21 protein-coding genes are annotated in these 20,279 nt (G+C 58.0%); 18 read left to right on the top strand and 3 right to left on the bottom strand.

Going from position 1 to position 20,279, the window contains the following annotated elements:
• Window positions 1-18: 18 nt before the first annotated feature.
• Window positions 19-843 (bottom strand): MurR/RpiR family transcriptional regulator, encoded by an 825-nt coding sequence (locus UTO39_RS05925; protein ID WP_028014252.1) that lies wholly within the window; start codon window positions 841-843, stop codon window positions 19-21.
• Window positions 844-1,008: 165 nt separating this feature from the next.
• Between UTO39_RS05925 and UTO39_RS05920 the strand changes: the two genes are divergently transcribed.
• From UTO39_RS05920 to queE, 3 genes are read left to right on the top strand one after another with little or no spacing between them, the layout of a single operon-like run.
• On the top strand, window positions 1,009-2,568 hold the full coding sequence (locus UTO39_RS05920; RefSeq protein WP_320726708.1) for a PTS transporter subunit EIIC: 1,560 nt from the start codon (window positions 1,009-1,011) through the stop codon (window positions 2,566-2,568).
• Complete coding sequence (locus tag UTO39_RS05915) at window positions 2,568-3,275, top strand: N-acetylmannosamine-6-phosphate 2-epimerase (protein ID WP_320726707.1); 708 nt, start codon at window positions 2,568-2,570, stop codon at window positions 3,273-3,275. The genes UTO39_RS05920 and UTO39_RS05915 overlap by 1 nt, the downstream gene beginning before the upstream one ends.
• 54 nt (window positions 3,276-3,329) lie before the next feature.
• Window positions 3,330-4,001, top strand: a complete 672-nt coding sequence (gene queE / locus UTO39_RS05910; RefSeq protein WP_028014249.1) for a 7-carboxy-7-deazaguanine synthase QueE — start codon at window positions 3,330-3,332, stop codon at window positions 3,999-4,001.
• A 30-nt stretch (window positions 4,002-4,031) separates the two neighbouring features.
• Here queE and queD read toward each other — a convergent pair whose 3' ends face one another.
• Entirely contained in the window at window positions 4,032-4,394 is a 363-nt protein-coding gene (gene queD, locus UTO39_RS05905) for a 6-carboxytetrahydropterin synthase QueD (RefSeq protein WP_010434567.1), read from the bottom strand.
• A gap of 306 nt (window positions 4,395-4,700) precedes the next feature.
• Here queD and cysJ point away from each other — a divergent pair, with 306 nt between their 5' ends.
• From cysJ to cysH, 3 genes are read left to right on the top strand one after another with little or no spacing between them, the layout of a single operon-like run.
• Window positions 4,701-6,506, top strand: a complete 1,806-nt coding sequence (cysJ, locus tag UTO39_RS05900) for an NADPH-dependent assimilatory sulfite reductase flavoprotein subunit (RefSeq protein ID WP_061097237.1) — start codon at window positions 4,701-4,703, stop codon at window positions 6,504-6,506.
• Entirely contained in the window at window positions 6,506-8,218 is a 1,713-nt protein-coding gene (gene cysI, locus UTO39_RS05895; protein WP_023309000.1) for an assimilatory sulfite reductase (NADPH) hemoprotein subunit, read from the top strand. The genes cysJ and cysI overlap by 1 nt, the downstream gene beginning before the upstream one ends.
• A gap of 15 nt (window positions 8,219-8,233) precedes the next feature.
• Window positions 8,234-8,968 (top strand): phosphoadenosine phosphosulfate reductase, encoded by a 735-nt coding sequence (gene cysH / locus UTO39_RS05890; protein ID WP_320726706.1) that lies wholly within the window; start codon window positions 8,234-8,236, stop codon window positions 8,966-8,968.
• Between the two features lie 70 nt (window positions 8,969-9,038).
• Here the strand turns inward: cysH and UTO39_RS05885 are convergent, their stop codons facing one another.
• A complete protein-coding gene (locus UTO39_RS05885; protein ID WP_061097239.1) occupies window positions 9,039-10,082 on the bottom strand; it encodes an aminopeptidase in 1,044 nt (347 codons plus the stop codon).
• A gap of 246 nt (window positions 10,083-10,328) precedes the next feature.
• Here UTO39_RS05885 and cysG point away from each other — a divergent pair, with 246 nt between their 5' ends.
• The 12 genes from cysG to nlpD all read left to right on the top strand — a co-directional run bounded on the left by cysG (window position 10,329) and on the right by nlpD (window position 20,269).
• Complete coding sequence (gene cysG / locus UTO39_RS05880; protein WP_320726869.1) at window positions 10,329-11,678, top strand: siroheme synthase CysG; 1,350 nt, start codon at window positions 10,329-10,331, stop codon at window positions 11,676-11,678.
• Window positions 11,679-11,687: 9 nt separating this feature from the next.
• Entirely contained in the window at window positions 11,688-12,596 is a 909-nt protein-coding gene (cysD, locus tag UTO39_RS05875; RefSeq protein WP_008499613.1) for a sulfate adenylyltransferase subunit CysD, read from the top strand.
• Window positions 12,597-12,605: 9 nt separating this feature from the next.
• Window positions 12,606-14,030, top strand: a complete 1,425-nt coding sequence (gene cysN / locus UTO39_RS05870) for a sulfate adenylyltransferase subunit CysN (protein ID WP_061097241.1) — start codon at window positions 12,606-12,608, stop codon at window positions 14,028-14,030.
• Entirely contained in the window at window positions 14,030-14,635 is a 606-nt protein-coding gene (gene cysC, locus UTO39_RS05865) for an adenylyl-sulfate kinase (RefSeq protein ID WP_028014242.1), read from the top strand. The genes cysN and cysC overlap by 1 nt, the downstream gene beginning before the upstream one ends.
• Window positions 14,636-14,693: 58 nt before the next feature.
• Complete coding sequence (locus tag UTO39_RS05860; protein WP_061097242.1) at window positions 14,694-15,020, top strand: DUF3561 family protein; 327 nt, start codon at window positions 14,694-14,696, stop codon at window positions 15,018-15,020.
• A gap of 79 nt (window positions 15,021-15,099) precedes the next feature.
• Window positions 15,100-15,411: a cell division protein FtsB gene (ftsB, locus tag UTO39_RS05855; RefSeq protein ID WP_003862095.1), complete on the top strand. Its 312-nt coding sequence runs from the start codon at window positions 15,100-15,102 to the stop codon at window positions 15,409-15,411.
• 19 nt (window positions 15,412-15,430) lie between these two features.
• The gene (gene ispD / locus UTO39_RS05850; RefSeq protein ID WP_061097243.1) at window positions 15,431-16,141 is read left to right on the top strand and encodes a 2-C-methyl-D-erythritol 4-phosphate cytidylyltransferase; all 711 of its coding nucleotides are present in this window, start codon (window positions 15,431-15,433) and stop codon (window positions 16,139-16,141) included.
• Window positions 16,141-16,620 (top strand): 2-C-methyl-D-erythritol 2,4-cyclodiphosphate synthase, encoded by a 480-nt coding sequence (ispF, locus tag UTO39_RS05845; RefSeq protein ID WP_006178233.1) that lies wholly within the window; start codon window positions 16,141-16,143, stop codon window positions 16,618-16,620. The genes ispD and ispF overlap by 1 nt, the downstream gene beginning before the upstream one ends.
• Complete coding sequence (gene truD / locus UTO39_RS05840) at window positions 16,617-17,666, top strand: tRNA pseudouridine(13) synthase TruD (RefSeq protein ID WP_048956588.1); 1,050 nt, start codon at window positions 16,617-16,619, stop codon at window positions 17,664-17,666. The genes ispF and truD overlap by 4 nt, the downstream gene beginning before the upstream one ends.
• Window positions 17,647-18,408: a 5'/3'-nucleotidase SurE gene (surE, locus tag UTO39_RS05835; RefSeq protein WP_028014238.1), complete on the top strand. Its 762-nt coding sequence runs from the start codon at window positions 17,647-17,649 to the stop codon at window positions 18,406-18,408. The genes truD and surE overlap by 20 nt, the downstream gene beginning before the upstream one ends.
• A complete protein-coding gene (locus UTO39_RS05830) occupies window positions 18,402-19,028 on the top strand; it encodes a protein-L-isoaspartate(D-aspartate) O-methyltransferase (RefSeq protein WP_028014237.1) in 627 nt (208 codons plus the stop codon). The genes surE and UTO39_RS05830 overlap by 7 nt, the downstream gene beginning before the upstream one ends.
• Before the next feature lie 116 nt (window positions 19,029-19,144).
• Window positions 19,145-20,269, top strand: a complete 1,125-nt coding sequence (gene nlpD, locus UTO39_RS05825; protein WP_041908436.1) for a murein hydrolase activator NlpD — start codon at window positions 19,145-19,147, stop codon at window positions 20,267-20,269.
• Window positions 20,270-20,279: the final 10 nt, after the last annotated feature.

The following is a 20,279-nucleotide window of genomic DNA, read 5'->3' as shown; positions in this document are numbered from 1 at the left end:
TTAGCCTGCGAATGGTTTTCAGAGCAGAAGAGGAAGCGTGGCGCTGGCCGTTTGCTGGCTGACGTCAGCGTAATGACCATCCAGCGCAATCATGGATGTCGTCAGTAATTCGACCAGCAGCATCACCCCAACTTTAGCATTGAGCGCGCCCGCGCTAAGAGGGCCTTCTGGCTTGGCGGCCACCAGCAGCATATCGCTAAGGGAGGCGAGGGGGCTGCGTGGGGTATTGCTGAGCGCCAGAACCTTCACCCCGCGCTTGCGGGCAAGTTTCACCACGTGAAGTAAATCTCGCGTTGAACCGGAGCTGGAGATCGCCACCACCAGCGTCTCTGCCGAAAGCGTGGTCGCATTCATGGCCGCGCGGTGCATATCGCTAAACAGCTGTGCGGATTTACCCAGCCTTAATAGCTTGTAATGCAGATACTCCCCGAGGATCGCGCTGGCCGCGACGCCATAAATCTGCACGGACTGCGCCTGGTGCAGCGCCAGCGCGGCCTTTTCAAGCAGCGCGCGGTCGAGGAGTCTCGCGGTATCCTGCAGAGCCTGCACCGATTCATCCACCACGCTGTCAATCTCATCCCCCGCCTGACGCGCGGGCTGGCCCTGCTGAATATCCAGCGCCAGCGCCATTTTGAATTCGTTATATCCCTTGCAGCCCAGCGTCCGGCAAAGACGCGTCACGCTGGCCTCGCTGGTGTGGCTCTCGCGCGCCAGCTCGGTGATGGTCAGGTAGAGCACCCGGGCAGGGTCGCTGAGGACAAACTCGCCGAGTTTTTGCTGCGTTGGGCTGTACCCGGAAGCCTCCTGGCGGAGCTTCAGCAGCAGGTTTTCATGGTCCGACATGCCACGTCCTTAATGTGTTTCACTGCGACTAGTGTGGCGGAAAGCGGGGGAAAGATGCCAGTCATTTTAAAAAAGTATGATCGTCCTCCTGATTTTTGATGATAATTTTCACTATTAAATATTTACGTGGTAAAAATTTTCATCTTTTAACGGGGGGATGAAAAAATGATGCAAATATTCAGTGGCGCTTCGTCGGGGGGATGGTTTGAAAAAGCGCAGCGCTTTGGCAAATCCTTTATGTTGCCTATCGCCGTACTGCCCGCGGCGGGTCTGCTGCTCGGTATCGGCGGGGCGTTATCGAACCCCAATACGCTGGCGGCCTATCCGTTTTTAGATGTGAGCTGGCTGCAGGCCATTTTCACCATCATGAGCAGCGCCGGTTCAATTGTATTTGCGAACCTCTCGGTGCTGTTTGCGGTTGGGGTGGCCGTCGGGCTGGCAAAAAGCGATAAGGGCACGGCGGGGCTGGCGGCGCTACTCGCGTTTCTGGTGATGAATGCCACCATCAACGCGCTGCTGATCCTCACCGGCAAACTGGCGCAGGAAAATCCCGGAGCCGTGGGGCAGGGCATGACGCTAGGGATTCAGACGCTGGAAACCGGGGTGTTTGGCGGCGTGGTGATTGGTCTGGTGACCTGCACGCTGCACCACCGTTTTAACAAGATTGCGCTTCCGCAGTTCCTGGGCTTTTTTGGCGGCTCGCGCTTTGTGCCTATCATCAGCTCGCTGGCGGCGATACTCGTTGGCGCGATTATGACCGTGGTCTGGCCGCATTTCCAGAAGCTGATTTTTGGTCTCGGCGGGCTGGTGGATGCCACTGGTTATCTTGGCACCCTGCTGTACGGCTTTATTTTGCGCATGCTTGGCCCGTTCGGTCTGCACCACATCTTTTATCTGCCGTTCTGGACCACCGCGCTCGGCGGCAGCGAGATTGTAAACGGCCATCTGGTTGAGGGCACGCAGCGGATCTTCTTTGCTCAGCTCGCCGACCCGAACACGCAGCACTTCTATGAGGGCACGTCGCGCTTCATGTCCGGGCGCTTTATCACGATGATGTTTGGCCTGCTCGGCGCGTGCCTGGCGATGTACCACACGGCAAAACCGGAGAACAAAAAGCGCGTTGCCGGGCTGCTGCTCTCCGCGGCGTTAACCTCGTTCCTGACGGGAATTACCGAGCCTATTGAGTTCTCTTTCCTGTTTATTGCTCCGGTGCTCTACGTCATTCATGCGCTGTTTGACGGGCTGGCGTTTATGCTCGCGCACATGCTGCACATCACCATCGGGCAGACCTTCTCCGGCGGCTTTATCGACTTCGTGCTGTTCGGCATTTTGCAGGGGGAGGCCAAAACCAACTGGATGTTCGTTCCGCTGGTCGGCGTGCCGTGGTTCTTCCTCTACTACTTCACCTTCCGCTATCTGATTAACCGCTTTGATTTCGCCACGCCGGGCCGTGAAAAGGAGGCGATGGTTGATGACGTCAGCCTGCCGCAAAGCGAGCGCGCTGCGGCGGTGATCGCCGGGTTAGGCGGAAAAGAGAATCTGGAAGAGGTGGACTGCTGCGCCACGCGGCTTCGCGTGACGGTCAAAGACGGCAGCAAAGTGAATGACGCGGCGCTGAAAGCCACCGGCGCGCGCGGCGTTATCGTGCGCGGTAACGGTGTACAGGTCATTTATGGCCCGCACGTCACGATTATCAAAAACGAAGTGGAAGAGATTTTATCGTAATGAAAACTGTACTGGATAACCTGAAGGGAAAACTGGTCGTCTCCTGTCAGGCGCTGGAAAACGAACCGCTGCACAGCCCGTTTATCATGTCGCGAATGGCGCTGGCGGCGGCGCAGGGCGGAGCCGTCGCCATTCGCGCCAACAGCGTGGTGGATATCGAGGCCATTAAGCAGCAGGTGTCCTTACCGGTTATCGGCATCATCAAACGTGACTATCCAGGGAGCGAGGTGTTTATCACCGCCACGATGAAAGAGGTGGATGAGCTCATGGCCGTCTCGCCGGAAATCATTGCCCTTGATGCGACGGCGCGGAAACGTCCCGGTGGGGAATCCCTGGAAAAACTGGTCACGGCCATCCGCTCGCGTTACCCCTCGGTACTGCTGATGGCGGATATTTCCACCGTAGACGAAGCCGTGGCGGCGCAGGCGCTCGGCTTTGACTGCGTCGGCACCACGCTTTACGGCTACACGGCGGAAACGGCGGGCCATTCGCTTCCGGAAAATGACTGTGCGTTCCTGAAAGCGGTGCTGGCGGCCGTGACGGTCCCCGTGGTTGCCGAAGGGAACGTGGATACGCCCGATCGCGCGGCCCGCTGTCTGGCGCTGGGCGCGCATACGGTCGTTGTCGGCGGGGCGATCACCCGTCCACAGCAAATTACCGCGCGCTTTATGGCGGCGATTAGCGCGCAAAGCACCGATGGAGCATGACCATCCGACGGGGATCTGCGATACTTATCGTTTATCCCCTTTACTGAGATGACTATGCAGTACCCGATTAACGAGATGTTCCAGACCCTGCAAGGCGAGGGTTACTTTACCGGCGTTCCCGCTATCTTTATTCGTTTACAGGGATGCCCGGTTGGCTGTGCCTGGTGTGATACCAAACATACGTGGGATAAGCTCGCAGATCGGGAAGTGTCGCTGTTTAGCATTCTGGCAAAAACCAAAGAGAGCGATAAGTGGGGCGCGGGCAGCGCAGAAGATCTGCTGGCCATTATTGGTCGCCAGGGCTGGACGGCTCGCCACGTCGTCATCACCGGCGGAGAACCCTGCATTCACGATCTGACGCCGCTGACCGAGCTGCTCGAAAAGAACGGCTACAGCTGCCAGATTGAAACCAGCGGCACCCATGAAGTGCGCTGCTCGCACACCACATGGGTGACGGTATCGCCAAAAGTGAATATGCGCGGCGGATACGACGTGCTGTCTCAGGCGCTGGAGCGCGCGGATGAAATTAAGCACCCGGTAGGGCGCGTGCGCGATATCGAAGCGCTGGACGAACTGCTGGCGACGCTGACGGATGAGAAGCAGCGGGTCATCGCCCTGCAGCCGATAAGCCAAAAAGAGGATGCGACGCGCCTGTGCATTGAAACCTGCATTGCGCGCAACTGGCGCCTGTCGATGCAGACGCACAAGTACCTGAATATTGCCTAAAAAAATGCCCGGTCTTGCCGGGCTATTTTTTTACTCTCCGCGATACACGCAGCCTGCCGTGCAGGTCTCTTTGATCATCACCGCGCTCAGCAGCGGTACCAGCGGCTTCATCTGATCCCAAATCCATTTAGCCAGCACTTCGCTGGTCGGGTTTTCCAGGCCCGGAATATCATTGAGATAGTAGTGATCCAGACGATCGTAGGTCGGCTTAAACGCGGCCTTCAGTTCGGCAAAATCCATGATCCAACCGGTATGCGGATCAACTTCACCGGTGATCTCAAGACGCACCATGAACGAATGCCCGTGCAGGCGGCCGCATTTATGTCCTTCAGGCACATGCGGAAGGTGGTGGGCGGCTTCGAAGGTGAAATCTTTAAACAGTGTGGTGGACATGATCGCTCTCAGTAATGCGGAAAAAACCGCCGCATAGTACCGGAAAGCACAATTTTTAGCATTAACTAAAACGGCTCTGAATGGTGAACGCCCGGTATTCAGGAGGGTTATTGCTTTTTATTCTTTTATTTCAAATGGTTATTCAATCGTTTTTATCGCTAACAACGATAACTAAAACAGGTTAGTCCATTTGGTTATTTATTATTTCCATCCCTTCTTTAATTGTTATTATCCACGCCGTTAACCTTATCTTCAGTTTGGATTTATTCGCTTAAAGTCCGCTTGGCTACTGGAACATAACGACGCATGACAACACAGGCCCCACCTTCAAATTTGCTTCCCCTGAACCCGGAGCAACTGGCGCGCCTTCAGGCTGCCACCTCTGATTTTTCTCCCACTCAGCTTGCCTGGGTCTCCGGTTATTTCTGGGGAATGCTCAACCAGCAGCCTGGCGCTGTGGCAGGCGCACCGGCAACGGCCGTGGAAATTCCTGCCATTACGCTGATCAGCGCGTCGCAGACGGGCAACGCCCGCCGCGTGGCCGAAGCGCTGCGTGATGACCTGCTGGCCGCCAAACTGAACGTGAACCTGGTCAACGCCGGGGATTATAAATTCAAGCAAATCGCGTCAGAAAAACTGCTGGTGGTGGTCGCCTCGACCCAGGGTGAAGGTGAACCTGCTGAAGAAGCGGTGGCGCTGCATAAGTTCCTGTTTTCGAAAAAAGCACCCAAGCTGAATGGCACGGCGTTTGCCGTATTTGGCCTGGGGGATACCTCCTATGAATTCTTCTGCCAGTCCGGTAAAGACTTCGACAGCAAGCTGGCGGAGCTTGGCGCTGAGCGCCTGCTGGACCGCGTAGACGCGGATGTGGAATACCAGACCGCCGCCGCCGAATGGCGCGCGCGCATCGTTGAGGTGTTGAAAGCCCGCGTCCCGAAAGAGACGCCGGCGCAGGCCGCGGTGACCGCTGCGGGCACCGTCAATGAGATCCACACCAGCCCTTACACCAAAGAGTCGCCGCTGACGGCGAGCCTGTCGGTGAACCAGAAAATTACGGGCCGCGACTCGGAAAAAGACGTGCGCCATATTGAAATCGATCTTGGCGACTCCGGCCTGCGCTATCAGCCCGGCGATGCCCTGGGCGTCTGGTATCAGAACGATCCGGCGCTGGTGAAAGAGCTGGTCGAGCTGCTGTGGCTGAAGGGCGATGAACCTGTCACCGTGGACGGCAAAACGCTGCCGCTCTCCGAGGCGCTGCAGTGGCATTTCGAGCTGACGGTGAACACCCCGAATATCGTCGAAAATTATGCCACCTTAACGCGCAGCGAATCCCTGCTGCCGCTGGTGGGCGATAAGGCGAAGCTGCAGCATTACGCCGCGACGACGCCGATTGTTGATATGGTGCGTTTCTCTCCGGCACAGCTGGATGCCGACGCGCTGATCGGCCTGCTGCGTCCGCTGACCCCGCGCCTGTACTCCATCGCCTCTTCCCAGGCGGAAGTGGAAAGCGAGGTTCACGTTACCGTCGGCGTGGTGCGCTACGACGTCGAAGGCCGCGCCCGCGCGGGTGGGGCATCAAGCTTCCTGGCGGACCGCGTAGAAGAAGAGGGCGAAGTGCGCGTCTTTATCGAGCACAACGACAACTTCCGCCTGCCGGCGAACCCGGAAACCCCGGTGATCATGATTGGCCCGGGCACCGGCATCGCGCCGTTCCGCGCCTTTATGCAGCAGCGCGCGGCGGACGACGCGCCGGGTAAAAACTGGCTGTTCTTCGGCAACCCGCACTTTACCGAAGATTTCCTCTACCAGGTTGAGTGGCAGCGCTACGTCAAAGAGGGCGTGCTGACCCGCATCGACCTGGCCTGGTCCCGCGACCAGAAAGAAAAAGTATACGTACAAGACAAACTGCGCGAACAGGGCGCAGAGCTGTGGCGCTGGATCAATGACGGTGCCCACATTTATGTCTGCGGCGACGCCAATCGCATGGCGAAAGACGTTGAGCAGGCACTGCTGGAAGTGATTGCCGAGTTCGGCGGTATGGATGCCGAAACGGCGGATGAATTTTTAAGTGAGCTGCGCGTTGAGCGCCGTTATCAGCGAGATGTCTACTAATGAGCGAAAAACATCCAGGGCCACTGGTGGTCGAAGGTAAACTGACAGACGCCGAGCGCATGAAGCTGGAAAGCAACTATCTGCGCGGCACCATTGCTGAAGATCTGAATGACGGTCTCACCGGCGGCTTCAAAGGCGACAACTTCCTGCTGATCCGTTTCCACGGCATGTATCAGCAGGACGACCGTGATATCCGCGCCGAGCGCGCTGAACAGAAGCTGGAGCCGCGCCACGCGATGCTGCTGCGCTGCCGCCTGCCGGGCGGGGTGATCACCACCAAACAGTGGCAGGCCATCGACAAATTTGCGGGTGAAAACACCATTTATGGCAGCATTCGTCTGACCAACCGTCAGACCTTCCAGTTCCACGGGATCCTGAAGAAGAACGTGAAGCCGGTGCACCAGATGCTCCACTCCGTCGGGCTGGACGCGCTGGCGACCGCCAACGACATGAACCGTAACGTGCTCTGCACCTCGAACCCGTATGAGTCCGAGCTGCACGCTGAAGCCTATGAGTGGGCGAAGAAGATCTCCGAGCATCTGCTGCCGCGCACCCGCGCCTATGCGGAGATCTGGCTCGATCAGGAAAAAGTTGCGACCACTGATGAAGAACCGATCCTCGGTCAGACCTACCTGCCGCGTAAGTTCAAAACCACGGTGGTGATCCCGCCGCAGAACGACATCGATCTGCACGCCAACGACATGAACTTCGTGGCGATTGCCGAAAACGGCAAGCTGATTGGCTTTAACCTGCTGGTGGGCGGCGGCCTGTCTATTGAGCACGGTAACAAGAAAACCTACGCCCGCACCGCGAGCGAGTTCGGCTTCCTGCCGCTGGAGCACACGCTGGCCGTGGCGGAAGCGGTAGTGACCACCCAGCGCGACTGGGGCAACCGTACCGACCGTAAAAACGCGAAAACCAAGTACACCCTGGAGCGCGTGGGGGTAGAGACGTTCAAAGAGGAAGTGGAGCGTCGCGCGGGGATCAAGTTTGAGCCGATCCGCCCTTACGAATTCACCGGTCGCGGCGATCGCATTGGCTGGGTGAAAGGTATTGATAATAAATGGCACCTGACGCTGTTTATCGAAAACGGCCGTATTCTGGATTATCCGGGCCGTCCGCTGAAAACCGGTCTGCTGGAAATTGCGAAGATCCACAAAGGCGAATTCCGCATTACCGCCAACCAGAACCTCATCATTGCCGGCGTGCCGGAGAGCCAGAAGGCGAAGATCGAGAAGCTGGCGCGCGATCACGGGTTAATGGATGCGGTTAAGCCGCAGCGTGAAAACTCGATGGCCTGCGTGTCGTTCCCGACCTGCCCGCTGGCGATGGCGGAAGCGGAACGTTTCCTGCCGTCATTTACTGACAAAGTGGAAGCGATTCTGGAAAAACACGGTATTCCGGACGAGCATATTGTTATGCGCGTCACCGGCTGCCCGAACGGCTGCGGTCGCGCGATGCTGGCCGAGCTGGGGCTGGTGGGGAAAGCGCCGGGTCGCTATAACCTGCACCTGGGCGGTAACCGTATCGGCACGCGCATTCCGCGCATGTTCCGCGAGAACATCACCGAGCCGGAAATTCTTGATTCTATCGACGAGCTTGTCGGGCGCTGGGCGAAAGAGCGCGAAGCGGGTGAAGGCTTCGGCGATTTTACGGTGCGTGCGGGCATCATTCGCCCGGTGCTCGATCCCGCAAGGGATTTCTGGGAGTAACCACGAGAGGTAATTATGTCCGTACTCGATCTAAACGCCCTTAATGACCTGCCAAAAGTCGAACGCATTCTGGCCTTGGCAGAAACTAACGCCCACCTTGAAAAGCTGGACGCCGAAGGGCGCGTGGCGTGGGCGCTGGAAAACCTGCCGGGAGACTATGTGCTCTCGTCGAGCTTTGGCATTCAGGCGGCGGTCAGCCTGCATCTGGTGAATCAGATCCGTCCGGACATTCCGGTGATCCTCACCGATACCGGCTACCTGTTCCCGGAAACCTACCAGTTTATTGACGAGCTGACGGACAAGCTCAGGCTGAACCTCAAAGTCTACCGCGCAACGGAAAGCGCGGCCTGGCAGGAGGCGCGCTACGGCAAGCTGTGGGAGCAGGGCGTTGAGGGCATTGAGAAATACAATGAGATCAACAAAGTCGAGCCGATGGACCGGGCGCTGAAAGAGCTGAACGCGCAGACGTGGTTTGCCGGTCTTCGCCGCGAGCAGTCCGGGAGCCGTGCAACCTTACCGGTACTGGCGGTACAGCGCGGCGTGTTCAAAGTGCTGCCGATTATCGACTGGGATAACCGCACGGTGTATCAGTACCTGCAAAAACACGGGCTGAAGTACCATCCGCTGTGGGACCAGGGCTACCTGTCCGTGGGCGACACCCACACCACGCGCAAATGGGAACCGGGAATGGCGGAAGAAGAGACGCGATTCTTTGGGTTGAAGCGCGAGTGCGGGCTGCACGAAGGGTGATCCTTTATCCTCCCTCTCCCGGTGGGAGAGGGTTGGGGTGAGGGCATCAGGCCGCGCTATGCTTAACGCCTCAGGCTTTCCCCGCTTTCGCCAGCTCCTTCACCAGCGGCAGCATCACTTTCACCACGTCGCGGCTGCGGTGTTCAATCCGCTGCGGCAGGGCGCTGTCTATATGCTGCTGGTTATCCAGCCGCACATCATGCCAGCTGGTTCCGTCCGGGAACGCTTTCGATTTAGCGCGCTGCTGATAGCCATCCTTTTTTCCCAGCGCCCAGTTCGTCGCCTCGACGTACAGCACCGGAATGCCTGCCTTATCAAACACTTCTCCGTCGTTACAACAGCCAGTGCCTTTTGGATAATCCGGGTTACCGCCTGGGTTTGTCGCGGCATAGACGCCATGCGTACGGGCAAGCGCTAGCGCGCGGTCGCGGGTGAGCTTACGTACGCTGCTCGGCGTGCTCTGTCCGCTGTTAAAATAGAGCTTATCGCCCACGATCAGGTTATCGAGGTTAATCACCAGCAGCGTATTTTTCTTCTCCTCAGCGCTCATCCGTTTAAGGAGATTCTCAGCACCGAGTTTCCCTTCTTCTTCGCCGCTGGTCGCCACAAAGCGAATACCGTATTTCGTCGGGATATTCTTAAGGCGTTCAGCCAGTTCAAGCATCACGCCGAGACCCGCTGCATTATCGTCCATGCCCTGCAGCGTCAGTCCACCAAGGTTATTATCAATATCGGCGTCGCTCATTGGCGCGTAGGTATCCAGGTGCGCCATGATAATAATCTGCTCAGCCGCCTTTCCTTCGTGCGCGGCAATCACCGTACTGCCGGTCACGTTATGCCAGTTCTGCGTTTTATTGCGTGAGGTATAGATGTAGCGGCTGTGAAACGAGCGTATATCACTCTGGTAGCCCATCTGTGCAAACTGCTGGCGAATATAGTCGGCGGAGAGCATCTCCGCGGGTGAACCGGTCATGCGGCCAGGGAAAACCGTTGCAATATGCCGCGCCTGCATAGTGGCGATTTCACCATAAGGTTGATTTTTTGCCTGAGCCGGAAGGATAAAGCAAACGCCGAGCGCCAGGGCAGCAATACGGTGGCGCGTTGCGGAAAACATAGTGAGTCCTTAAAAACAGAGCAAAATAATAACGTGCATAGTATGAAACTGTGATCGTCCATACACAATTTGAATTGCTCTTAAATGCCCGAAATTTCGCGTGTTAAGCATTTTTTGGTATTTGCTTTTTCACGGCGTTATTCCATTGAGTAACTACTCATTCCAATTCGTAATTTCATTCGATCTAAGCCGCCCCCTATAGTCCCTCTATTCCTCGTTGTTAGTGAGTTGTTGCCTGTGGACTATCTGCCCCTTTTTGCCGCCTTAAAAGACCGACCGGTACTGGTTGTCGGCACGGGTGAAATTGCCGATCGCAAAATCGCGTTTTTGCAGCGCGCAGGGGCGCAGGTGCGGGTTGTTGAAGAGGCGGATTTCGACGAGTCACAAATCGACAGCGTGGTGCTGGTGATTGCGGCGACTGAAAATCGGGAACTGAACCGGCGTATCTCCGAAGCCGCCCAGGCCCGTCACCGGCTGGTGAACGTGGTGGACGACCAGCCTTTATGCTCGTTTATCTTCCCGTCGATCGTTGACCGCTCGCCGCTGCTGGTGGCGATCTCCTCCGGCGGCACCGCGCCGGTGCTGGCGCGCGTGCTGCGGGAAAAGATCGAAGCGCTGTTGCCGACCAGCCTCGGGCGCATGGCGGAGAAAGCCAGCTTCTGGCGCAACCATTTAAAAAACCGCCTGACCAGCGTGACGGAACGCCGTCGCTTCTGGGAGCGCGTATTTCGCGGCCGCTTTGCCAGCCTGATGCAGGCGGGCAATGAGACGGCGGCGCAGAAAATTCTCGAAGACGAACTGGATAACCCCGGCAGTACGGGCGGGGAGATCGTTCTGGTGGGGGCCGGGCCGGGCGATGCCGGGCTTCTGACCCTGCGCGGCCTGCAGGTTCTGCAGGATGCCGACGTGGTGTTCTACGACCACCTGGTCACCGACGGCGTGCGCGAGCTGATCCGTCGCGATGCTGAGCAAATCTGCGTCGGCAAGCGGGCGGGCGAGCACTCCGTGCCGCAGCACGAGACCAACCAGATGCTGATTGCCGCCGCGAAAGCGGGCAAAACCGTGGTGCGCCTGAAAGGGGGCGACCCGTTCATTTTCGGTCGCGGCGGTGAAGAACTGCAGGCGGCAGCCGAGGCGGGCGTGCCGTTCCAGGTGGTGCCCGGCATCACGGCGGCATCGGCCGTGACGGCCTACGCCGGAATTCCGCTGACCCACCGCGATTACGCCCAGAGCGTCACCTTTGTGACCGGCCACTACAAGGCCGACAGCACGCCGTTCGACTGGTCGCACCTTGCCCAGAGCCGACAAACGCTGGCGATCTATATGGGCACGATGAAGGCCGCAGACATCAGCGAACAGCTTATTCAGCACGGTCGCGAGGCGGCGACGCCGGTAGCCGTGATCTCTCGCGGTACGCGCGTCGATCAGCATGTCGCTATCGGCACATTACAAGACCTTGCAACCCTGGCGAAAGACGCCCCGATGCCCGCCCTGATCGTGGTGGGAGAGGTGGTGCAGCTGCACAGCACCCTCGCCTGGTTCCAACACACAACCGATACAGAAGGCTTTGGTTCTTCTGTTGTAAATTTGGCTTAAGGAACGGTTATGGACCAAAAACGACTTACTCACCTGCGGCAGCTCGAAGCGGAAAGTATCCATATTATCCGCGAAGTGGCCGCCGAGTTCTCTAACCCGGTGATGATGTACTCCATCGGTAAAGATTCCAGCGTCATGCTGCACCTGGCGCGTAAAGCGTTTTATCCGGGCACGCTGCCGTTCCCGCTGCTGCACGTGGATACCGGCTGGAAATTCCGCGAGATGTACGAGTTCCGCGACCGTACCGCGAAAGCCTACGGCTGCGAGCTGCTGGTGCATAAAAACCCCGAAGGGGTGGCGATGGGCATTAACCCGTTCGTCCACGGCAGCGCCAAGCATACCGACATCATGAAAACCGAAGGGCTGAAGCAGGCGCTGAACAAATACGGTTTTGACGCGGCCTTCGGCGGCGCGCGCCGCGACGAGGAAAAATCCCGCGCCAAAGAGCGTATCTACTCTTTCCGTGACCGCTTCCACCGCTGGGATCCGAAAAACCAGCGCCCGGAGCTGTGGCACAACTACAACGGCCAGATCAACAAGGGCGAAAGCATTCGCGTCTTCCCGCTCTCTAACTGGACCGAGCTGGATATCTGGCAGTACATCTATCTGGAAAATATTGAGATTGTGCCGCTGTACCTGGCCGCCGAGCGCCCGGTGCTGGAGCGCGACGGCATGCTGATGATGATCGACGACGATCGTATTGATTTACAGCCGGGTGAAGTGATCAAAAAACAGATGGTGCGTTTCCGCACCCTCGGCTGCTGGCCGCTGACCGGCGCGGTGGAATCGAACGCGCAGACGCTGCCGGAGATCATCGAAGAGATGCTGGTGTCCACCACCAGCGAGCGACAGGGGCGCGTGATTGACCGCGACCAGGCAGGCTCCATGGAGCTGAAGAAACGTCAGGGTTATTTCTAAGGAGCCGCCATGAACACCACTATTGCTCAACAAATTGCCAACGAAGGCGGCGTAGAAGCGTATCTGCACGCCCAGCAGCACAAAAGCCTGCTGCGCTTTCTGACCTGCGGCAGCGTGGATGACGGGAAAAGTACCCTGATTGGCCGCCTGCTGCACGACACGCGTCAGATTTATGAAGATCAGCTCTCTTCTCTGCATAACGACAGCAAGCGTCACGGCACCCAGGGCGAAAAACTCGACCTGGCGCTGCTGGTGGACGGCCTGCAGGCGGAGCGCGAGCAGGGGATCACCATCGACGTGGCCTATCGCTATTTCTCTACCGAAAAGCGCAAATTTATTATCGCCGACACCCCGGGACACGAGCAGTACACCCGCAATATGGCGACCGGCGCATCCACCTGCGATCTGGCGATCCTGCTGATGGACGCGCGTAAAGGCGTGCTGGATCAAACCCGTCGCCACAGCTTTATCTCCACGCTGCTTGGGATCAAACACCTGGTGGTGGCGGTCAACAAGATGGATCTGGTCAACTTCAGCGAAGAGAAATTCGAGGAGATCCGCCAGAGCTACCTGACCTTTGCCGAACAGCTGCCGGGCAACCTGGATATTCGCTTTGTGCCGCTCTCCGCGCTGGAAGGGGATAACGTCGCTTCCCAGAGCGCGAACATGCCGTGGTATAGCGGCCCGACGCTGCTGGAAGTGCTGGAGACCGTTGAGATCCAGCGCGTGGTTGATACCCAGCCAATGCGCTTCCCGGTGCAGTACGTGAACCGTCCTAACCTTGATTTCCGCGGCTTCTCCGGCACGATCGCCTCCGGTTCCGTGAAGGTGGGGCAGCGCGTTAAGGTGCTACCATCCGGCGTGGAGTCGGCAATCGCTCGCATCGTGACGTTCGACGGCGACCTGCAGGAAGCCGGGGCAGGGGAAGCGGTCACGCTGGTGCTGAAGGACGAAATTGATATCAGCCGCGGTGACCTGCTGGTCGACGCGCAGGAGACGCTGGCGGCGGTGCAGGGCGCGTCCGTGGACGTGGTGTGGATGGCCGAACAGCCGCTGACCGCCGGACAGAGCTACGACATCAAAATTGCGGGCAAGAAAACCCGCGCCCGCGTGGACGGCATTCAGTTCCAGGTGGACATCAACAACCTGACCCATCGAGACGTGAGCGAGCTGCCGCTGAACGGTATTGGCCTGGTGGATCTGACCTTCGACGAGCCGCTGGTGCTGGATCCGTATCAGCAGAACCCGGTAACCGGGGGGCTGATCTTTATCGACCGTCTGACGAACGTTACCGTCGGCGCGGGGATGGTGCGTGAGCCAAACGAGCAGGCGACCGCGGCCTCTGAATTCAGCGCCTTCGAGCTGGAGCTTAACGCGCTGGTGCGTAAGCACTTCCCGCACTGGGGCGCCCGCGATCTGCTGGGAGGCAAGTAATGGCCGCCCATGATGAGAACGTCGTCTGGCATCCTCATCCGGTCACCGTCGCCCAGCGCGAACAGCTCCACGGCCACCGTGGGGTTGTGCTGTGGTTTACCGGGCTGTCTGGCTCCGGTAAATCCACGGTAGCGGGCGCGCTGGAAGAGGCGCTGCATCAGCAGGGAGTAAGTACCTACCTGCTGGATGGCGACAACGTGCGTCACGGCCTGTGCAGCGATTTGGGGTTCAGCGACGACGACCGCAAAGAGAACATTCGCCGGGTAGGTGAAGTTGCCAGCCTGATGGCAGACGCCGGGCTGGTGGTGCTGACGGCGTTTATCTCGCCGCACCGCGCCGAGCGCCAGATGGTGCGCGAGCGCGTGGGCCAGGATCGCTTTATTGAAGTGTTTGTCGATACGCCGCTGGAGATCTGTGAAGCGCGCGACCCGAAAGGGTTGTACAAAAAAGCGCGTGCCGGCGAGCTGCGGAACTTCACCGGAATTGACTCGGTTTACGAAGCGCCTGAATCGCCTGAGATTCACCTGGAAGGTCAACAATTGGTAACAAATTTAGTAAGCCAATTATTAGACCTGCTCAGACGGGACGATATTATCAGATCCTGAGGCGGTATCGTTCGGGAGCTGTCTTCCCGCACGATGAGTCACGGTCACAGGATTAGCTATGCGCAACAGTGAAAACTACATTATCACCACCGGGTCGGAACCGTTAACCACCGACGATGAGACGACCTGGTCCTTCCCTGGGGCGATAGTCGGCTTTGCGTCGTGGTTACTGGCGCTGGGTATCCCGTTTTTGATCTACGGTGGTAACACCCTTTTCTTCTTTCTCTACACCTGGCCCTTCTTCCTGGCGCTAATGCCCGTTGCGGTCGTTGTAGGGGTTGCGCTGCACTCCCTTTTCAACGGCAGGCTCCTGTACAGTACGGTTATCACGATTGCCACCGTTGTCGCCATCTTTGGCCTGCTGTTTTTATGGCTGATGGGCTAACTTGCGACATAATTAAAACCCCGCAGTAGAGTCGAACGGAAAGTTATGGGATGATGATGCCGTTTTTTCAGGGGGCAGGATGGGTAAACTAACGCTGCTGTTGCTGGCTTTGCTGGTCTGGCTGCAATATTCGCTGTGGTTCGGTAAGAACGGACTGCACGACTACAGCCGGGTGAGCGATGACGTCGCGGCTCAGCAGGCAACTAATGCCAAACTTAAGGCGCGAAACGATCAACTCTTTGCTGAAATTGATGACCTCAATGGCGGCCAGGAGGCGATTGAGGAACGCGCGCGCAATGAACTCAGTATGACTAAGCCGGGCGAAACCTTTTATCGTCTGGTTCCGGATGCGTCTAAACGCAATCAGGGCTCAGCACAAAACAATCGATAATCAGGCCCAGGATTACGACATGGCAGCAACTTTTTCGGACGTATGTGCCGTGGTGCCGGCCGCAGGTTTTGGCCGGCGCATGCAGACAGAATGTCCCAAGCAGTACCTCTCAATTGGCGATAAAACGATCCTCGAGCACGCCGTGGCGGCGCTGCTGGCGCACCCGCGGGTGACGCACGTGGTCATCGCCATCAGTCCCGGCGATGCGCGTTTTGCGCAGCTGCCGCTGGCAAACCACCCACAAATTACCGTTGTCGATGGCGGCGCCGAGCGCGCCGATTCCGTGCTGGCGGGCATTCAGGCTGCCGGAAGCGCGCAGTGGGTGCTGGTCCATGACGCGGCGCGTCCGTGCCTGCATCAGGACGACCTTGCACGCCTGCTGGCGCTGAGCGAAACCAGTAAAGTGGGCGGCATTCTGGCCACGCCGGTGCGCGACACCATGAAGCGTGCCGAGCCGGGCAAGCGTGCTATCGCCCACACCGTTGAGCGCGTCGACCTGTGGCACGCCCTGACGCCGCAATTTTTCCCCCGCGAACTGCTCCACGACTGCTTAACGCGCGCGCTTAACGAAGGCGCGACCATCACGGACGAAGCTTCCGCGCTGGAGTATTGCGGTTTTCACCCCACGCTTGTTGAAGGACGCGCTGATAATATAAAAGTGACGCGCCCGGAAGATTTACAGCTCGCGGAATTTTATCTTACCCGTTCGACCCATCAGGAGAAGGCATAATGCGAATTGGACACGGTTTTGATGTACACGCCTTTGGCGGAGAAGGCCCAATTATCATTGGCGGCGTACGTATTCCTTACGAAAAAGGGCTGCTGGCGCATTCTGATGGCGACGTGGCGCTGCATGCGCTGACCGACGCGCTGCTCGGCGCTGCCGCGCTGGGTGATATCGGCAAGCTGTTCCCGGACACCGATCCGGCCTTTAAAGGGGCGGACAGCCGCGAACTGCTGCGCGAAGCGTGGCGCCGCATTCAGGCCAGGGGTTACACCCTCGGCAACGTCGACGTGACGATTATTGCCCAGGCGCCGAAAATGCTGCCGCACATTCCGCAGATGCGCGTGTTTATCGCTGAAGATCTGGGCTGCCATATGGACGATGTCAACGTCAAAGCCACCACCACCGAGAAGCTGGGCTTTACCGGTCGTGGTGAAGGGATTGCCTGTGAAGCCGTGGCGCTGCTGGTAAAGGCGGCAAAATGACGGACTTCGATAACCTGACATACCTGCACGGCAAGCCGCAGGGGAACGGGGTGCTGAAAGCCAGCCCGGAAGATTTCCTCGTGGTTGAGGATCTGGGCTTTGAGCCTGATGGCGAAGGCGAACATATCCTGGTGCGTATTCTGAAAAACGGCTGCAACACCCGCTTTGTGGCCGACGCGCTGGCAAAATTCCTCAAAATTCACGCCCGGGAAGTGAGCTTTGCCGGGCAGAAAGATAAACACGCCGTCACCGAGCAGTGGCTCTGCGCGCGCGTGCCCGGCAATGCGATGCCTGATTTAAGCAAATTTGAGCTTGAAGGCTGTAAGGTGCTGGAGTACGCCCGTCACAAGCGCAAGCTGCGCCTCGGGGCGTTGAAAGGCAACGCGTTTACGCTGGTGCTGCGCGAAGTGACTGACCGTGAAGACGTTGAAAAACGCCTGAACGCCATCAATGAACGCGGCGTCCCGAACTACTTTGGCGCGCAGCGCTTTGGCATTGGCGGCAGCAACCTGCAGGGCGCGCTGCGCTGGGCGCAAAGCGATGCGCCGGTGCGCGACAGGAATAAACGCAGTTTTTGGTTGTCGGCGGCCCGCAGCGCGTTGTTTAATCAGATTGTGAGCGAAAGGCTGAAAAAACCGGACGCGAATCAAGTTGTTGTTGGCGATGCGCTACAATTAGCGGGACGCGGAAGCTGGTTTGTGGCAACGGCCGAAGAAATGGCCGATGTCCAGTCGCGCGTAGATGCCAAAGCGCTGATGATTACCGCAGCTTTGCCGGGCTCAGGCGACTGGGGCACCCAGGGCGACGCGCTGAGCGCTGAGCAGTCCGCCGTGGCGGATGCGCCGGAATTACAATCCTTGCTGGTGCGGGAAAAAGTCGAAGCAGCACGCCGCGCGATGCTGCTCTATCCGCAGCAGTTAAGCTGGAACTGGTGGGATGACGTGACCGTCGAGTTACGCTTCTGGCTGCCGGCAGGTAGCTTTGCCACCAGTGTTGTCAGGGAACTAATCAACACCTCGGGTGATTATGCGAATATTGCTGAGTAACGATGATGGGATCCACGCGCCGGGCATTCAGACCCTGGCGAAGCACCTCCGTGAATTTGCGGATGTGCAGGTTGTGGCTCCCGATCGTAACCGCAGTGGAGCGTCTAACTCACTGACGCTGGAGTCGTCGCTTCGCACCTTTACCTTTGAAAATGGCGATATTGCCGTGCAGATGGGCACGCCGACGGACTGCGTGTTTCTGGGCGTGAACGCGCTGATGCGTCCGCGTCCGGATATTGTTGTTTCCGGCATTAACGCCGGGCCGAACCTCGGCGATGACGTGATTTACTCCGGAACGGTAGCGGCGGCAATGGAGGGGCGCCATCTCGGGTTCCCGGCGCTGGCGGTCTCGTTAAACGGCCACACGCACTACGATACCGCCGCCGCGGTGACCTGTTCGATCCTTCGAGCGCTCGGCCGCGAGCCGCTGCGTACCGGGCGCATTCTTAACATCAACGTGCCGGATCTTCCTCTCAATGAGATTAAGGGCATTCGCGTTACGCGCTGCGGAAGCCGACACCCGGCCGATCAGGTGATCCCGCAGCAGGATCCTCGCGGCAACACCCTTTACTGGATCGGGCCTCCTGGCGACAAGTGCGATGCGGGTCCGGACACCGACTTTGCCGCCGTGGATGAAGGCTATGTCTCGGTGACTCCGCTGCACGTAGATTTAACCGCGTATAGCGCGCATGATGTGGTGTCGGGCTGGCTGGATCGCGCAGGAGTGAACGCGCAATGGTAAGCAAACGTGTACAAACTCTTCTGGAACAACTTCGCGCACAGGGGATCCGCGACGAGCACGTGCTTGAGGCGCTCGCTCAGGTTCCGCGTGAGAAATTTGTAGACGAGGCGTTTGAACACAAAGCGTGGGAAAACGTGGCGCTGCCCATCGGGCAAGGCCAGACGATTTCGCAGCCTTACATGGTGGCGCGGATGACGGAGCTGCTGGAGCTCACGCCCGACTCCCGCGTGCTGGAGATTGGCACCGGTTCGGGGTATCAGACCGCCATCCTGGCGCATCTGGTGCACCATGTCTGTTCCGTAGAGCGGATCAAAGGTTTGCAGTGGCAGGCGCGTCGTCGCCTGAAACAACTTGATTTACATAATGTTTCGACACGACACGGTGATGGATGGCAGGGTTGGCAGGCTCGCGCCCCGTTTGACGCTATCATCGTGACGGCGGCTCCGCCTGAAATTCCCGCAGCGCTTTTGTCGCAGCTGGATGAGGGGGGCATTCTTGTTCTGCCCGTTGGGGACGAGCAGCAGCTTTTAAAGCGCGTTCGTCGGCGCGGCGGCGAGTATATTATCGACACCGTGGAAGCCGTGCGTTTTGTGCCTCTGGTAAAGGGGGAGTTGGCCTGAGACTCGGATTTATCCAGGGTTATTAAGGCAAATTCAGCGTATGGTGTGGCGCGAAAGATTCGTGTCATCACGGTAAATTTTAAGTCACTGGTAGTTAACACATTCCTGGGGGATAAATGAGCGCGGGAAGCCCTAAATTCACCATCAGCCGTGTTGCGGCATTATCACTGGTTTCGCTCTGGCTGGCAGGCTGTACAAGTTCTAACAACGCGCCTGCGCCCGTCAGTTCCGTCGGGGGAAACAGCGGCTCCGGTAACACGTCCAGCGGAATGTTGATCACGCCTCCGCCTAAAATGGGTACTGCTGCACCGCAGCAAACACCACAAATTCAGCCTGTGCAACATCCTGTTACACAGCCAACGCAGATTCAGCCAGTTGAACAGCCTGTTCAGACCCAAAATGGCCGCATAGTCTATAACCGCCAGTATGGGAACATTCCGAAAGGCAGCTATACCGGCGGCAGCACCTATACCGTCAAGCGCGGCGATACGCTGTTCTACATTGCCTGGATCACCGGGAACGATTTCCGTGACCTTGCCCAGCGCAATAACGTCCAGGCCCCGTATGCTCTGGAAGTTGGCCAAACGCTCCAGGTGGGCAACGCAACGGGTACGCCACTGACGCCTGGCAATACGGTTTCAGCGGCCGACGTGACGGCTCAAAATAACAGCGTTAAGCCTGCACAAAAATCCACCACGGTGGTTGCTTCACAACCTGTAATTACGTATTCTGAGGATTCAGGTGATCAGACTGCTAACAAAATGTTGCCGAATAATAAAGGGACTGCGACTGTTGTCACAGCACCGACCACGGCACCTGTGGTTAGCTCTACTGAACCGACTGCAAGCAGTCAGAATGCCAGTTCGTCCATCACCGCATGGCGCTGGCCAACCGACGGCAAGATTATCGAGAACTTCGCAACCTCTGAGGGTGGGAACAAAGGGATCGATATCGCAGGCAGTAAAGGACAGGCTATCATCGCGACCGCAGACGGACGCGTTGTGTATGCCGGTAACGCTCTGCGCGGTTACGGTAATCTGATTATCATCAAACATAACGATGATTACCTGAGTGCCTACGCCCATAACGACACAATGCTGGTCCGGGAACAACAAGAAGTTAAGGCGGGGCAAAAAATCGCTACCATGGGTAGCACCGGAACCAGTTCTACACGCTTGCATTTTGAAATTCGTTACAAGGGGAAATCCGTAAACCCGCTGCAGTATTTGCCGCAGCGATAAATTGACGGGG

This window comes from Enterobacter sp. 118C5, from assembly GCF_034107645.1.
Classification (GTDB): Bacteria; Pseudomonadota; Gammaproteobacteria; order Enterobacterales; family Enterobacteriaceae; genus Enterobacter; species Enterobacter nematophilus.
The sequence above is the reverse complement of the archived record's forward strand: the minus strand, read 5'-3'. Positions and strand labels throughout refer to the sequence as shown.

Bases quoted from the DNA above. Each gene is read 5' to 3' on its own strand.
- UTO39_RS05925 (WP_028014252.1), bottom strand. From the start codon at position 843: ATGTCGGACCATGAAAACCTGCTGCTGAAGCTCCGCCAGGAGGCTTCC.
- UTO39_RS05920 (WP_320726708.1), top strand. From the start codon at position 1,009: ATGATGCAAATATTCAGTGGCGCTTCGTCGGGGGGATGGTTTGAAAAA.
- UTO39_RS05915 (WP_320726707.1), top strand. From the start codon at position 2,568: ATGAAAACTGTACTGGATAACCTGAAGGGAAAACTGGTCGTCTCCTGT.
- queE (WP_028014249.1), top strand. From the start codon at position 3,330: ATGCAGTACCCGATTAACGAGATGTTCCAGACCCTGCAAGGCGAGGGT.
- queD (WP_010434567.1), bottom strand. From the start codon at position 4,394: ATGTCCACCACACTGTTTAAAGATTTCACCTTCGAAGCCGCCCACCAC.
- cysJ (WP_061097237.1), top strand. From the start codon at position 4,701: ATGACAACACAGGCCCCACCTTCAAATTTGCTTCCCCTGAACCCGGAG.
- cysI (WP_023309000.1), top strand. From the start codon at position 6,506: ATGAGCGAAAAACATCCAGGGCCACTGGTGGTCGAAGGTAAACTGACA.
- cysH (WP_320726706.1), top strand. From the start codon at position 8,234: ATGTCCGTACTCGATCTAAACGCCCTTAATGACCTGCCAAAAGTCGAA.
- UTO39_RS05885 (WP_061097239.1), bottom strand. From the start codon at position 10,082: ATGTTTTCCGCAACGCGCCACCGTATTGCTGCCCTGGCGCTCGGCGTT.
- cysD (WP_008499613.1), top strand. From the start codon at position 11,688: ATGGACCAAAAACGACTTACTCACCTGCGGCAGCTCGAAGCGGAAAGT.
- cysN (WP_061097241.1), top strand. From the start codon at position 12,606: ATGAACACCACTATTGCTCAACAAATTGCCAACGAAGGCGGCGTAGAA.
- cysC (WP_028014242.1), top strand. From the start codon at position 14,030: ATGGCCGCCCATGATGAGAACGTCGTCTGGCATCCTCATCCGGTCACC.
- UTO39_RS05860 (WP_061097242.1), top strand. From the start codon at position 14,694: ATGCGCAACAGTGAAAACTACATTATCACCACCGGGTCGGAACCGTTA.
- ftsB (WP_003862095.1), top strand. From the start codon at position 15,100: ATGGGTAAACTAACGCTGCTGTTGCTGGCTTTGCTGGTCTGGCTGCAA.
- ispD (WP_061097243.1), top strand. From the start codon at position 15,431: ATGGCAGCAACTTTTTCGGACGTATGTGCCGTGGTGCCGGCCGCAGGT.
- ispF (WP_006178233.1), top strand. From the start codon at position 16,141: ATGCGAATTGGACACGGTTTTGATGTACACGCCTTTGGCGGAGAAGGC.
- truD (WP_048956588.1), top strand. From the start codon at position 16,617: ATGACGGACTTCGATAACCTGACATACCTGCACGGCAAGCCGCAGGGG.
- surE (WP_028014238.1), top strand. From the start codon at position 17,647: ATGCGAATATTGCTGAGTAACGATGATGGGATCCACGCGCCGGGCATT.
- UTO39_RS05830 (WP_028014237.1), top strand. From the start codon at position 18,402: ATGGTAAGCAAACGTGTACAAACTCTTCTGGAACAACTTCGCGCACAG.
- nlpD (WP_041908436.1), top strand. From the start codon at position 19,145: ATGAGCGCGGGAAGCCCTAAATTCACCATCAGCCGTGTTGCGGCATTA.